The organism is Streptomyces sp. NPDC057099 (assembly GCF_042671245.1).
Taxonomy (GTDB): Bacteria; Actinomycetota; Actinomycetes; order Streptomycetales; family Streptomycetaceae; genus Streptomyces; species Streptomyces purpurascens.
This window is the reverse complement of sequence record NZ_JBHUTX010000038.1, coordinates 64,647-77,190: the sequence shown is the minus strand read 5'-3', so window position 1 is coordinate 77,190 and position 12,544 is coordinate 64,647. Positions and strand designations below refer to the sequence as shown.

The 12,544-nt window shown below is 73.2% G+C and carries 13 protein-coding genes; 3 read left to right on the top strand and 10 right to left on the bottom strand.

Annotated elements, in window-relative coordinates:
* Positions 1-44 precede the first annotated feature (44 nt).
* Complete coding sequence (locus ACFT4A_RS32255; RefSeq protein ID WP_382837170.1) at positions 45-392, bottom strand: hypothetical protein; 348 nt, start codon at positions 390-392, stop codon at positions 45-47.
* Positions 393-433: 41 nt separating this feature from the next.
* Positions 434-883, bottom strand: coding sequence for a hypothetical protein (locus ACFT4A_RS32250; protein ID WP_382837167.1), 450 nt, complete (start codon positions 881-883; stop codon positions 434-436).
* Positions 884-1,096: 213 nt separating this feature from the next.
* Between ACFT4A_RS32250 and ACFT4A_RS32245 the strand changes: the two genes are divergently transcribed.
* A complete protein-coding gene (locus ACFT4A_RS32245) occupies positions 1,097-2,275 on the top strand; it encodes a hypothetical protein (protein ID WP_382837165.1) in 1,179 nt (392 codons plus the stop codon).
* 69 nt (positions 2,276-2,344) lie between these two features.
* Here ACFT4A_RS32245 and ACFT4A_RS32240 read toward each other — a convergent pair whose 3' ends face one another.
* The 4 genes from ACFT4A_RS32240 to ACFT4A_RS32225 form a co-directional block, all read right to left on the bottom strand.
* A complete protein-coding gene (locus ACFT4A_RS32240) occupies positions 2,345-3,934 on the bottom strand; it encodes a serine/threonine-protein kinase (protein ID WP_382837162.1) in 1,590 nt (529 codons plus the stop codon).
* On the bottom strand, positions 3,931-4,734 hold the full coding sequence (locus tag ACFT4A_RS32235; RefSeq protein WP_382837159.1) for a serine/threonine protein kinase: 804 nt from the start codon (positions 4,732-4,734) through the stop codon (positions 3,931-3,933). Before ACFT4A_RS32235 ends, ACFT4A_RS32240 begins: the two co-directional genes overlap by 4 nt.
* Positions 4,735-4,824: 90 nt before the next feature.
* Positions 4,825-5,562, bottom strand: coding sequence for a class I SAM-dependent methyltransferase (locus ACFT4A_RS32230; protein ID WP_382837157.1), 738 nt, complete (start codon positions 5,560-5,562; stop codon positions 4,825-4,827).
* 66 nt (positions 5,563-5,628) lie between these two features.
* Positions 5,629-6,573: a hypothetical protein gene (locus tag ACFT4A_RS32225; RefSeq protein ID WP_382837154.1), complete on the bottom strand. Its 945-nt coding sequence runs from the start codon at positions 6,571-6,573 to the stop codon at positions 5,629-5,631.
* Positions 6,574-6,890: 317 nt separating this feature from the next.
* Here ACFT4A_RS32225 and ACFT4A_RS32220 point away from each other — a divergent pair, with 317 nt between their 5' ends.
* On the top strand, positions 6,891-7,340 hold the full coding sequence (locus tag ACFT4A_RS32220) for a spore-associated protein (RefSeq protein WP_382837151.1): 450 nt from the start codon (positions 6,891-6,893) through the stop codon (positions 7,338-7,340).
* Positions 7,341-7,429: 89 nt separating this feature from the next.
* Here ACFT4A_RS32220 and ACFT4A_RS32215 read toward each other — a convergent pair whose 3' ends face one another.
* The gene (locus ACFT4A_RS32215; protein WP_382837148.1) at positions 7,430-8,350 is read right to left on the bottom strand and encodes a DMT family transporter; all 921 of its coding nucleotides are present in this window, start codon (positions 8,348-8,350) and stop codon (positions 7,430-7,432) included.
* A gap of 68 nt (positions 8,351-8,418) precedes the next feature.
* On the opposite strand from ACFT4A_RS32215, the gene ACFT4A_RS32210 reads away from it, so the two are divergent.
* Entirely contained in the window at positions 8,419-9,273 is an 855-nt protein-coding gene (locus tag ACFT4A_RS32210) for a LysR family transcriptional regulator (protein ID WP_382837145.1), read from the top strand.
* 12 nt (positions 9,274-9,285) lie between these two features.
* On the opposite strand, the gene ACFT4A_RS32205 is transcribed toward ACFT4A_RS32210, so the two are convergent.
* From ACFT4A_RS32205 to ACFT4A_RS32195, 3 genes are read right to left on the bottom strand one after another with little or no spacing between them, the layout of a single operon-like run.
* The gene (locus ACFT4A_RS32205) at positions 9,286-10,005 is read right to left on the bottom strand and encodes an SDR family oxidoreductase (protein ID WP_382837142.1); all 720 of its coding nucleotides are present in this window, start codon (positions 10,003-10,005) and stop codon (positions 9,286-9,288) included.
* Positions 10,006-10,043: 38 nt separating this feature from the next.
* On the bottom strand, positions 10,044-11,630 hold the full coding sequence (locus ACFT4A_RS32200; RefSeq protein ID WP_382837140.1) for an MFS transporter: 1,587 nt from the start codon (positions 11,628-11,630) through the stop codon (positions 10,044-10,046).
* Complete coding sequence (locus tag ACFT4A_RS32195) at positions 11,627-12,544, bottom strand: NAD-dependent epimerase/dehydratase family protein (protein WP_382837137.1); 918 nt, start codon at positions 12,542-12,544, stop codon at positions 11,627-11,629. Before ACFT4A_RS32195 ends, ACFT4A_RS32200 begins: the two co-directional genes overlap by 4 nt.

Sequence of the window (12,544 nt, the reverse complement as noted above, 5' to 3'; positions counted from 1 at the left end):
GCGGGTCACCGGGTGATCGGTGACCCGCCGCAGGCTCGTGCCGGTCAGCAGTAGCCCATCGGGCCCATGTCCGTGTAGTAGACGTAGTCGACCTTGACCCAGCCGGTGACATTGCCCCGGTGGGCCGTCAGGTAGATCCAGTGGCCGTCGCCGTTCCAGCAGTGGGCGGTGAACGTCTCGCGGAAGTACCCCTGGCCGTGGATCGTGCCGTCCACCGGCCTGCTGCGGATGTTGACGCCGTCGCCGAGGAAGTAGCCGCCCCGGGACTGAACTTGCTGGGTCGACGTTCCCGAATCGGGCGCCTGCTCCTGGGCGTTGGCGGTGACGGGCGACAGCATCAGGGCCGCGCCCGCGAGGGCGAGACATGCGGCGCGCCGGAGGTGTCTGCGCATGACTGACTCCTTCTTGTCGTCCTGTGTGGTGGGGGTGCGGATCAGTACCAGCCGGTCGAGGTCAGGTCGTGGCCGTCGCACGAGAGCAGCGCGCGCGAGACGCGACCGTTGAGGTTGTTGCCCATCTGCGTGTAGGCGTAGTTGATGCCGGGGTCGACGGTCTCGGAGACCCATCCGTCGACCCGTCCCGCGCCACTGTTGGATCGCTGCAGCACGGCCGCGCAGCCGGGCCGGGAACTCTCGATCCGGGCGAAGGAACCGCACTTGTCGGAGTAGAAGTACTTCAGGGCCATGCCTTCGGCGTACTTGGTGGCCCCGATCTGCCGGAACGAGCCCGAGCAGAAGGAGGTGGTGGGGTACTGCCCCTCCATCCCGTAGGCCCCGTAGTTGCCGCCCGAGTACGGGGCGGCCTGGGCGGAGGTGGGGAGGAGCGCCATCACCGCGGCGGCGCCCCCGGCGGCCAGCAGTGTCCTGAGCGATCGGCGGCTCATGAGCTCTCTTTCGTTGTCGACGGGTGGTCTGGTCGTGACCGTAAGGGCCGTCACCACATCCCCGACACCTGACACTTATCAGGGTCGAACCCCCAGGTCGTCCCGTTTCGGGGGCTCCCTGACATACGTCAGGACCGCCCGCCCCCGGCCTCCTCCTAATGTGGCGGCGCGGGGCAGGTCCCGCCGGACACTCGGGCGACATGAAGGGCAACCATGCGCACTCTCCTGCGCGGCGCCGCCGCGCTCGCGACCGTCGTCACGATCGTGTCGCTTCCGGGCGGCGCGACGGCGGTCCCCCGGCCGGCCACGGCCGTTGAGGCCGACCGGAGCGCCGAGGCCGTCCGGATCCCGGACGGTGTCACCGCCGGGGTCGCGGTCTTCGACCGCCGTACCGGCACCTTCACCGAACAGGTCGACGAGAGCGCGCGGTTCCGGTCCGCGTCGGTCGTCAAACTGCTGCTGGCCCTGGACTTCCTGTGGGACCGCGGGCCCGACTACACCGTCCCCGAGGCCGACCGGGCCCGGCTGGAGCCGATGCTGCGCAGCAGCTGGGACGATGCCGCGGACCACTACTGGTCGAATCGCGGCGGCCCGGCGATCATCGACCGGATGTCCGCCCGGCTCGGCCTGCGCGACACCGCGCCGCCGCCCGCCGGGTACGAGGGCTACTGGGGCTACACCGCCCTGTCGGCCCGCGACACCGTGGCGATCTACCGCTACCTCCTGGACAAGGCGCCCGCGCCCGTCCGTGACTTCGTCATGGACAATCTGCGCCGCTCCACGCGCTGCGCCTCGGACCGCTTCGACCAGCACTTCGGCATCGCCGGGTCGTTCGAGCGCCCCTGGGCGGTGAAGCAGGGCTGGTCCGGGAAGTACGCGAAGGGGACGTGCGGCGCGTCGGGAACGACGGCCGCGGCGGAACCGGCCCCCGCTCCCGCCGCGAAGGGCGCCGCGGCCGTGGATCTCACCCGTCCCGCGCTGCACACCACCGGCACGGTGGGCACGGACGACCGGACGATCGTGGCGGTGCTGACGCTGCATCCGGTCGGGACGTCGTACGGGAAGGCCTACACCGACCTCGGCCGGCTGACCCGCTCGCTGAACGTGCCGGGCGGGGTGCGGCCCGCCGGGACCTGGTTCGGCACCTGGGGCGAGTTCGTGAACGTCCGCAACGGACCGGCCACGGGCGACGGCCGGGTCACGCAGCTCCCGGCCGGGGTCGAGGTGCTGGTGGGCTGTCAGGTCCGGGGCCAGGTGGTCAGCGTGCCGCCCTACACCAACGAATGGTGGGCCTACCTGCCCCAGTACGGGGGCTACATCTCCAACATCTACGTCAGCTCGCCGGACAACCGGCTGCCGAACGTCCCGGAGTGCGCCTCGGCGCGGCCGTGACGGGAACGGGGGACGAGCGGTGGGCGGGGCCCTGTCGGGTCCGGCCCACCGCTCGCGTGTGCCCGGGGGTCAGCGCTCGTACTCGGCCAGGTAGCGCAGCACCTTGTCCACGTGCGGCCGCACCCGGGCAGGGACGCCGCCCTCCTCGATGACCGTGCGGTCGCTGGTGCGGTAGCCGGCCGCGACCAGCGCGGGGAGGTCCTTCTTCGGCAGCCCGGCCTGTTTGAAGCGCTGGTCGAGCCAGCACACGTAGAGGCTCATCGTGGAGATCGCGTCCGGCGGCGACATGTGGTCCTTGTCGCCGTCGCCGTCCCCGTCCACGGCCCAGGCGCGGAACACCGACGGGGTCCACATGGCGATGCCGTACTCCTCGCTCTCCGGGCGGGACGCCTTCGTGTCGAAGCCGCTCTCGGCCTTGATCAGCGCGGCGAGCAGGACGGGCGTGATCTCCTCGTCGGTGCAGCGGTGGGCGGCGCGGGCGATGACGGGGCGCAGCGCCTCGGGTACGTCGGAGTCCGCGGGTATCTCGCCCGGCACCGGTCTGCGCGCGTCGGTGACGGTGGCGGAGACGTCGCCGTCACGGTCGTCGTCCCACGTGCCGATGCCGCCGCCGAGCAGTGCCACCCCGGCGACCGCTCCGGCGGTCAGGACGACGAACCCGGCGGCGACGGCCGGTACGAGGCGTCGCCGGCGGCGGCGCGGACTGCCGGTGATGTCCTCGATCCGGGCGGCGATGTCGGACGCGGTGTGCGGGAGGCGCGTGGTGTGGTCCGGGGCCAGGCAGTCGGCGATCAGCCGGCGCAGGTCGTCGCCGAGGCCGGCGTCGAGCCGCAGGGGCGCGGTGCCGCGCGCGTAGCTCTGGGCGGAGAGCGAGCGGGCCCGGGCCGTCGCGCCCGCGAAGGGATGCAGTCCGCCGGTGAGCACCTGGTGGGCGAGGACGCCGAAGGCCCAGATGTCGGCGGTGGGCCGGACGACGGCGCCCTCGGTGCCGGTGCGCTGGGACCACCACTCGGGCGGCAGATGGTCGAGGGTGCCGAGCGGCGGCAGATGGGCGTGGGTGCCGTCGAGTTCGGTGGCCAGTCCGAAGTCGGCCAGCCACACCCGCCCGCCCGGGCCCAGCAGGACGTTGGCGGGTTTGAGGTCGCCGTGCACCCAGCCGGCGTCGTGCATATGGGCCAGTCCGGCGGCGACTCCGCGCAGGACGCGTTCGGCAGCGTCGATGGGCCTGCCGCTCGCCGCGGCGTCCAGTACGTCCTTCAGGCTCGCCTCCGCACGGTCCATCACCAGCGCGATCGCACCGTCCAGGGCGGGCAGTTCCGGGGCCTCGACCGTGCACACGGCGTGGGTCCTCACGAGGTGGGGGTGGTCGGCCTCCGCGCTGAAGCGGACCTCGCGTGCCACGAGTTCACCGAGCGCGGCGCGCTGGCCGGGGCCCAGGGCACCGGTCGGCAGCACCTTCACCGCCACGGGCGTGCCGTCGGCGACCGTACGGGCCTCGTACACGGTCCCCCAGCCGCCGGAGCCGATGACCGCGCCGACTTCCCAGCCTTCGATCCGGAAGCCCTCGGGGAGTCGAGGGCGGGGCGCCTCGAGGTCGTCGTCCCGGGATTCCTGGGAGTCCCGGGATTCCTGGGGGTTCTGGGCGTCGGGTGTCGTCATGCTCCGGCCTCCTGCGGGGCGAGGCGGCCGGCGCTGCGGGGCGGCAGCAGGCCGAGGTGCTCTTCGCGCACCAGGCCGAAGCGCAGGGCGACCGAGGCGAGCCGGGTGCGCTTGGCACCGGTGCGGCCGCCGTCGGTTCCGGCCGCGGCCTCCTCGCCCAGGTCCAGGCGCAGTTTGGCGAAGGCGAGGTAGTCGATGTGGTAGTTGACCGCGGAGCGGGTCAGGTCCCGGCAGCCTTCCAGTGGCCGCAGCCGCTCCACGATCTGTCCGACGCCGGGCAGCGCCGAGTCGGAGGGATCGCGCAGCCGGGGCTCGCACAGGGCCACCAGGACGAGGAAGTACTTCGACGTGGGGTCCAGGGCGAAGGGATGGACGGTCTGTTCCCCGCCGCCCGGCACGGACCGCTCGCCGAGGTAGGCGTGCTGGGGTGCGAACACCTTGAAGGTCGCGTTGCCGGACAGGGCCGGGAGCACCACCCGGGAGAACTCGAAGGGCACGGGCGCGCCGAGGCGCCCGGGGGCGACGGTGAGGTACTCGCCGGCTCCCTCCAGGTTCTCCACGACGTACGACACGCTGCGGCTGAAGTTGGACAGCCGCCAGTAGTCACCGGCCGCCTCGAGTTGCCCGGCGCGGCGGGAGACGCCGGGGTCGGTCAGGGTGATGCGCACGTCTGTGCCGCCGGGCATGCCGCGTCCGAAGTCGGCGATGTCCCCGGGGCCCAGGTGGATCAGTTCGGGACTGCCCGTCTCGTCCGCACTCCACGGTGCGGGACCGGGCAACTGCACGATGATCGTTTCCACAACAGGATCTCCCCCGATGCCGACGGCCCCCGATTTGGTCGCGAGGATTGTACGGGCGGATTCCGGTTGCGCAGAGCCGGCGGGGCCGTCTCAGTGAGCGGATTCCGGACGTCGCGCGACGAACACGAACTCCCTGCCCGGCCGGTCGGGCGCGTCACGTACGTCCTCCACCACGAAGCCCCGCGCGACGAGTTCCGTCTCGACCTCCCGCCGCTCGCGGAAGCGCAGCGTCGACTCCGAGGTCAGCACGTGTCCGTCCGCGGCGAACCGATAGACCTGACGGAAGGTCACCAACGGGCCGGACACGTCGAGCAGTTCGACCCAGTACTCGACGGCGCCGCTTCCGGGGATGTCCGTCGCGGCGTACGTGGCCTCGCGATTCCACTCCTCCCAGGCGCGGCGTGCCGGGATCCGGGTCTCGAAGACCAGGCGTCCGCCCGGCCGCAGAGCCGCTCGGGCTCCCCGCAGGAACGCGTGCCAGTCCTCGGGTTCGGTGATCTCTTGCGCGGCGTTGCCCGTCATCGTCGCGAGGTCGGCGGCCAGGGGCGGGAGGGTCGTCGCATCGCCGTGGATCCAGCGCACCCGCTCGCCGCCGGGCTTGCCGCGGGCCACGTCGAGGGACGCCTCGGCGGGATCGACGCCGACGACCTGGATTCCGCGTGCGGCCAGGCGCAGCGCGAACGTGCCTGTCCCGCAGCCGATGTCGAGCACCCGACGCGCCCCGAACTCCTCCGCCATGCGCAGATACGGGTCGAGGTCGCCGCGCTCGGGGTCGAGCGGGTCGTAGACCGCGGCGAGCCGCGGATGCCGGAAGCACTCGTCAGCCATACGCCCGAAGGTACGAAGAGCGGGCCTCGGGCGGCCACCGGTTTTCGGCGACCGCCCTCTCGTCGCTCAGCCCAGGCAGATGACGAGCAGGCAGAGTTCCTTCGGCTTCGAGTCCGAGCCCGATCCGGAGTTCGAGGGAGAGGACGGCGTGGGGCTCGCCGACGGCGGGGGTGTCGTGGAGTCCGCGGGCTGCCGCGTGTCCGCACCCCTCCCGGACGCGGGCGGTGTCGTCCGCTCGGTGGCCTCCGACGTGGCCGCACCGGCGGTGCCGGTGACCGTGTCTGCGGTGCTCGGGACGCTGGTCCGCTGCTGCGGGGTCGTCAGCGGCAGCTCGCGGGGCGTGGCGGCCGCGTCCGTCCGCGGGTCCGCCGGCGTGGTGCGGGGAGCGGCGGTCCGGGGCTGCTCGCGGTGCGGGGCCTTGCCGGTCGCCGGCTCCGTAGGAGTGGAACGCGGGGTGTCGCGCTGGGTCGACGTCGGTTCGGTGTACGCCGAGGCCTCTCCCCCGGCGCCGCCCATGGTCGTGTCCTCCGGCGCCGTGGCCGCCTGGACTCCGGGCTTGGCGTCCCCCTTCATGGCGGCGACGGTCAGACCGCCTCCGACGAGCGCGACGGCGGTCGCCACCACGGCCCGGCGCTGGTTCTTCTTCCAGCGGGCCAGCTGACGCCGCCGGGCCGCCCGCCCCTGCTGCGGGGCCCGGTAGTCGTCGGCCGGGGCGGTGTCCGCGCTCCCGTGGCCGTCGGACGGCGCCGTGTCCGGGGTCTCGTGGCCACCGGCAGGGTCCGTGACCGGGTCCGCGGCCGGGGTCTCGCGGCCTGCGAACGGCCCGGGGTACGCGAGGTGGAGCTCCCGTGTGCCGGCGCGGTTCTCGTCCCACACGGTCCGGTCGTCCCACACGTTCCCGTCACGCCACGCGGGGGGCGCGGAGGGGTCGATGTCCGGGGCGTAGGCACCGCACCCCGGGCAGACCAGGGCGCCGTTGAGGTGCCGACGGCACGAGGAGCAGTAGTCCATGTGTGGTCTTCCCGATCTGGCTGGCTGTGTCGGCGTGCGCGCCGGCCGCAGCCTGGTCACGTTCGCACGTGGGATCGAGCCGTAACGCTAACGAGACTTTGAAAGGGCCGTGTGCAGCCTGTGTGACACCCCTGCGCAGATCCTCTGCACTTCGCGTGTGCCATAAGTGACCCGTGAGTAAAGCCGGATGAGTCTGGGCACACTCGCGCACCCTCCGTCTCGCCTGAATTTCCCGCGAGTTGGCGCACAACCCTTTGGACGGCCTGCGGGTCACATCATGCAGGAGCAACCACCTCGAAGAGTTGCAAGGGGGAAATATGAGATTCACCCGTTCCGTCCTGGCCGCGTCCGCGGTGGCGGCGCTGTCGATGGGGACCATGACCGCCCTGGCGTCGCCCGCCTCCGCCGCGCCCAACACGACTCCGCAGAAGGTCTGTGGCAGCGGCTACAAGACCGTGAACTCCGCGGCCGTCGGCTCGCTCGGCACGATCTACCTCACGTACAACGCCTCCAACGGACACAACTGCGTCACGACCATTCGCAACAACCCGGGGACCGCCGTGGACATGTCCGCGTACGTCTGGGTCCCCGACACCGAGGAAGGCGACTCGGACGCGGGGCTCTTCAAGTCGTACGCCGGACCGACCTACGTCCGCGGCAAGGGTCACTGCGTCGACTGGGGCGGCAGCATCTCCAACGTGTACGTCCAGGTGGTCGGCTCCAACTGCGGCTCCCTGAAGGAACACCGGACCACCTTCACCCGCTGACCCCCCTCCAGCCGGGTCACCACGCCCCCTGCCGCGCGCTTTCGCGGGGGACCGTGGTGGCCCGGTTCTTCACGCGGGGCCCAGCGGGCTCAGGCCCGTGACGTGAGAATGCTGAGCGCGTTGGCGGCCACGATGGCCGCGACGGCCGCCGCCTCGGTCCAGCCCAGGTTCTGGCCGAGGACGATCCAGCCGACCACGGCGGCCAGCACGGGGTTGACGCTCATGAAGAGCCCGAAGACCCGGGCCGGGACGCGGCGCAGGGTGAGAAGGTCCGCCAGGTACGGGACGGCCGAGGACAGGACGCCGGCCACGAGGGCGTAGGCGACGGATCCCGCGGTCGGCGGACGGTCGACGACGAGGACGATCCCGACCGGCAGGAACATCAGGGCGGAGACTCCGGCCGCGGCGGCCGATCCCTGCACTCCGGGTATGCGTCGGCCGACGGTGCGGTTGAGCAGGATGTACGACGCCCAGCAGACGGCGGCCAGCAACCCGAGACCCATGCCCGGGTAGTCGGTGGAGGGCTGCGGCCGCATCAGGGTGACGACACCCGCCGCGGCGATCAGCGCACAGCACGCGTCCACGCGGCGGCGTGCGGCGGCGAGGGCGATGCTCAGCGGCCCGAGGAACTCCAGGGTCACCGCGAGGCCGAGGCCGATGCGGTCGATGGCGCTGTACAGGGACAGGTTCATCGTGCCGAACACCAGCGCCAGCAGCAGCACCGGCCACCACTGCCGCTTGGTGAAGGTGCGCAGCCGGGGGCGGCCGACGGCCAGCAGGACGATCGCGGCGACGTACTGGCGTACGGCGACGACACCGACCGGTCCGAGGACGGGGAAGGCCAGGGACCCGATCGCGGCGCCGGTCTGGTTGGACAGACCGCTGGCGAACATGGTGACCACACCGGCCAGGCGCTTTCCGGCGGGGTGCGGGGCGCCGAGGTCCGGGGCGGAGGGGGCCGTGAGGGTTCCCTGCGCGGGTGCCGGCGTCGGTGCGGAGGCTGCGTCCATGGCCCGATCCTGGGACGGCACGGCGGTTGCGCAAAATGTATCCGGGGCTCCGTCTATACGCTGGAGTCATGGATGTGGAGCTGCGGCAGTTGCGCTGCCTCGTCGCGATCGTCGACGAGGGCAGTTTCACCGACGCCGCCATCGCGCTCGGGGTCTCCCAAGCGGCCGTGTCGCGCACGCTGGCCTCCCTCGAACGCGCCCTCGGGGTACGGCTGTTGCGGCGGACCTCCCGTGAGGTGAGTCCGACCGGAGCGGGGCTGCGCGTGCTGGGGCACGCCCGGCGGGTGCTCGCCGAGGTGGACGATCTGGTCCAGGAGGCCACCTCGGGCCATGCCACCCTGCGGGTCGGATACGCCTGGTCGGCCGTGGGCCGCCACACGCTGGCCTTTCAGCGCCGCTGGGCCGAGACGCACCCGGAGACGGAGCTGCGGCTCGTCCGCGTCAACTCCGCCACCGCCGGCCTCGCGGAGGGGGCCTGCGACCTGGCCGTGGTCCGCAGACCGCTGGACGACCGCCGCTTCGACTCCGCGATCGTGGGCCTGGAGCGGCGCCTGTGCGCGATGGCGTCCGACGACCCCTTGGCCCGGCGCCGCTCCGTGCGGCTCGCCGACATCGGCGGACGCACGCTGCTGATCGACCGGCGGACGGGCACCACCACGACCCGGCTCTGGCCGGCGGACTCCCCTCCGGCGACCCAGGCCACCCACGACGTCGACGACTGGCTGACCTCGATCTCGCTGGGCCGCTGTGTGGGCATGACGGCCGAGTCGACCGCGCACCAGTACCCGCGCCCCGGCATCGTCTACCGGCCGGTGCGCGACGCCGAGCCGATCGCGGTGCGCCTCGCCTGGTGGCGGGACGAACCGCATCCCGCCGCCCAGGCCGCGCTCGAACTGCTCACCACGCTGTACGGCACGGGCTGATCGCGCCTGCCCTCAGTGCCCCAGCCCGGCGCCTCCGTCGACCGGGACGACGGCGCCGCGCACATACCCGGCACCGGCCAGGAACGCCACCGCGTCGGCGACCTCCTCGGGGCGGGCGAGACGCCCGGCCGGGGTCCGGCGCAGCAGATCCTCGCGCTGCCGGTCGGTGAGGGCGCGGCTCATGTCCGACTCGGTGAGGCCGGGCGCCACCACGTTGCAGGTGATGTCCCTGGGGCCGAGCTCGTGGGTCAGCGACCGTGCGAATCCGACCAGTCCGGCCTTGGCCGCGGCGTAGTTGGTCTGCCCGGGGGCGCCGTGCAGCGCCGCCGTGGAGGAGACCAGCACGATACGGCCGTGGCCCTCGCGGAGCATGCCGCGCACGGCTCGGCGGGCGGCCCGGAAGGCACCCGTGAGGTTGGTGTCGATGACGGAGGTGAAGTCGGCGTCGCTCATCCGCACCAGCAGGCGGTCGTTGGCGGCGCCCGCGCTCGCGACCAGGACGGTGACCGGGCCGTGGGCCGCCTCGGTCTCCGTGAAGGCGCGGTCCACCTGATCGCTGTCCGTCACATCGCACCGTACGGCGAGGAAGCCCTCGGAAGCGGGCGGCTCCTCACCCCTGAAGGTCACCGCCACCCGGTCCCCCGCCGCCGCGAAGCGGCGGGCCACGGCCAGCCCGATGCCCCTGTTTCCCCCGGTGACGAAGACCGAACGGGTCGTTGCCTGCGCCGGCATGGCGTCCCTCTCCTGTTCTGCTCCCGTGCTGTGGTCACTCACGTGGACTCCACCGGTTCGTCCCGCGCCCCTCGTTCCGGGACGTTGCGCGGTCGCGGTACCCGGGTGCGCAGCCCCACGACGGCCACCGCGCATCCGACGAGGGCCAGTGCGGCGACGGCGAGGGTGGCGGCGTACATCGCGTCGAGGAAGGCCCGGTCCGCCGTGGCGGCCAGTTCGGGAAGGCGCAGGGAACCGGCCAGTGAGCGGGCCGCCTCGGCGGAGGCCCGGGCCTGTTCCTCGGCTGCCGGGGACAACCCCTGTGCGGTGCCCGGCAGTTCGGCGTCCGCCATCCGCTCCCGGTACACGCCGGAGAGGATCGAACCGGCCATCGCCACCCCGAGGGTGCCGCCGACCTGCCGGGTGACGCTGTTGACGGCCGAGCCGGCGCCCGCGAGATGCGGGGGCACCCCGCTCATCATCGCGGCCGTGACCGGCGTACCGACCAGGCCCATCCCGAAGCCCTGGATCCACAGCAGCGCGACGATGACCGGGACCGGGGTCCGCCCGTCGAGCCAGGCGTACGCGACGTAGGTGACCGCGGTGGCCAGGACACCGGCCGCGACCGTCCACCGGGCCGACAGCAGCCTGCTCAGCGCCGGGGACGCCTGGCTGCCCAGGACGATGCCGACCGCGGCGGCGATCATCACGGTGCCGGCCCCGGAGGGGGAGAGGCCACGGGGCCCCTGGAGATAGAAGGCCGCGTAGAACAGATGCCCGGCCAGTGCCATGAAGGCGATCAGCAGCACCACGCTCCCGGCCGTGAACCCGGGCTGCCGGAAGAGCCGCAGATCCAGGCTGGGCGCCGGGGACCTGCGCTGACCGGCCACGAAAGCGGAGAGCAGGGCACCGCCCAGGGCCAGCGGGAGAAGGACGTGCGGCCCGTACCAGGCCTGTCCGTCGCCGGCTTCGATGATCCCGTAGACCACGCCGCCGAGGCCGAGCACCGACAGGGCGAGGCCCGGGAGGTCGAGCGGTCTGCGCCGGGGACCCTTCAACTCGGGTACGACGGCCGCGACTCCGGCCAGGCACAGGGCGACGATCGGCACGTTGACCAGGAACACCGACCCCCACCAGAAGTTGCCGAGCAGTGCCCCGCCCACCACCGGGCCGACGGCCACGCCCAGACCGCTGGAGGAACTCCAGATCGCGATCGCCCGGGTGCGTTTCGCCTCCGGGGTGCTCTGCACGATCACCGACAGGGTCGCCGGCATCAGCAGGGCACTGCCCGCGCCCATGAACGCACGCGCCACGACCAGCCACGCCGGGCTCCCCGCGAACGCCCCGGCGGCGGAGGCCGCTCCGAACAGCGCCAGCCCGGCGAGGAGGGTGGCCCGGGGCCCGAACCGGTCGGCCAGCGCGCCGCCCGCGAAGAGACCGCCGGCGAAGACCAGGGTGTAGGCGCTCGCCACCCACTCCAGTTCGGCGGGCGTCGCGCCCAGGCCCTCGGCCGGGTCGGCCAGGGTGGTGACGGCGACGTTGAGGATCGAGGTGTCCAGCCAGATCAGCATCTGGGCGCAGACCACGACCAGCAGGACGGCCCACGGCCGCGACGGGACGGCCGCCGGCTCGCCGGGCCCGGTCATCGCGTCCCCAGCCCGTCGCGCCAGCTCGGCCGCAGCGGCTTCCAGCCCAGCGTCGTACGCGCCCGGTCGTTGGACGCGCCCCGCGCCGCGGTGAGCTGATGGGTCGTGAACCAGCCGAGCAGCCTGGGCGCCATCGCCGCCGGAACCGTGCGCGGGGCGGGGGCGCCCAGCACACGGGCGTAGTGCGGCAGCCAGTCGATGGCCGGGGCCGGTTCGTCGTCCGTGATGTGGAGGACGCCGGTGGCCTCCGACTCGACGGCCGCCACGGCCGCTGTCACCGCGTCCTCCACGTGCAGGAACGAGGTGACCCCCGACCCGCCCTCGGGCAGCGGGAGCTTCCCGGCCAGCACCCGCTGTCCCGTCCCGCCGGTACGGGCGTACGCGGTGCCCGGGCCGTACAGGGTGCCGTACCTGAGGACCAGGCCGCTCAGGTCCGCAGCGCTCGACACCTGCCGTTCCAGCTCGGCGACGGCCCGTACGGTGGCGGCCCAGCCGGGGTCCGGGGCGTCCACGTACAAGGGTGCGTCCTCGTCGAGGACCGGGTCCCCGGCCGGGGCCGCGGCGAAGGCGATGGACTGCGCGACCAGCCGTCGCGCACCGGCCGCCCGGGCCGCCTCGACCAGGAGGGCGGTGCCCTCGGTGCGCAGCCGCGCGGTCCGCTCGAAGGCGCCAGCGGGATCGTCGCGCAGCAGCCGCAGCGCGGTCATCTGGTGCACGACCACGTCGGGCCGGGCGGCCGAGACCGCCGGCAGCAGGGACTCGCGGTCGAGGGCGTCGGCGAGCAGGGCCTCGTCCGCGTCCGGGGCCCGGGAGGGGTCCCGTACCAGCGCGCTCACCTGGTGCCCGCGCGCCCGCAGCGCGCCCACCAGGGGATGTCCGACCACTCCGGAAGCACCGGCCACCAGTACCCGCAC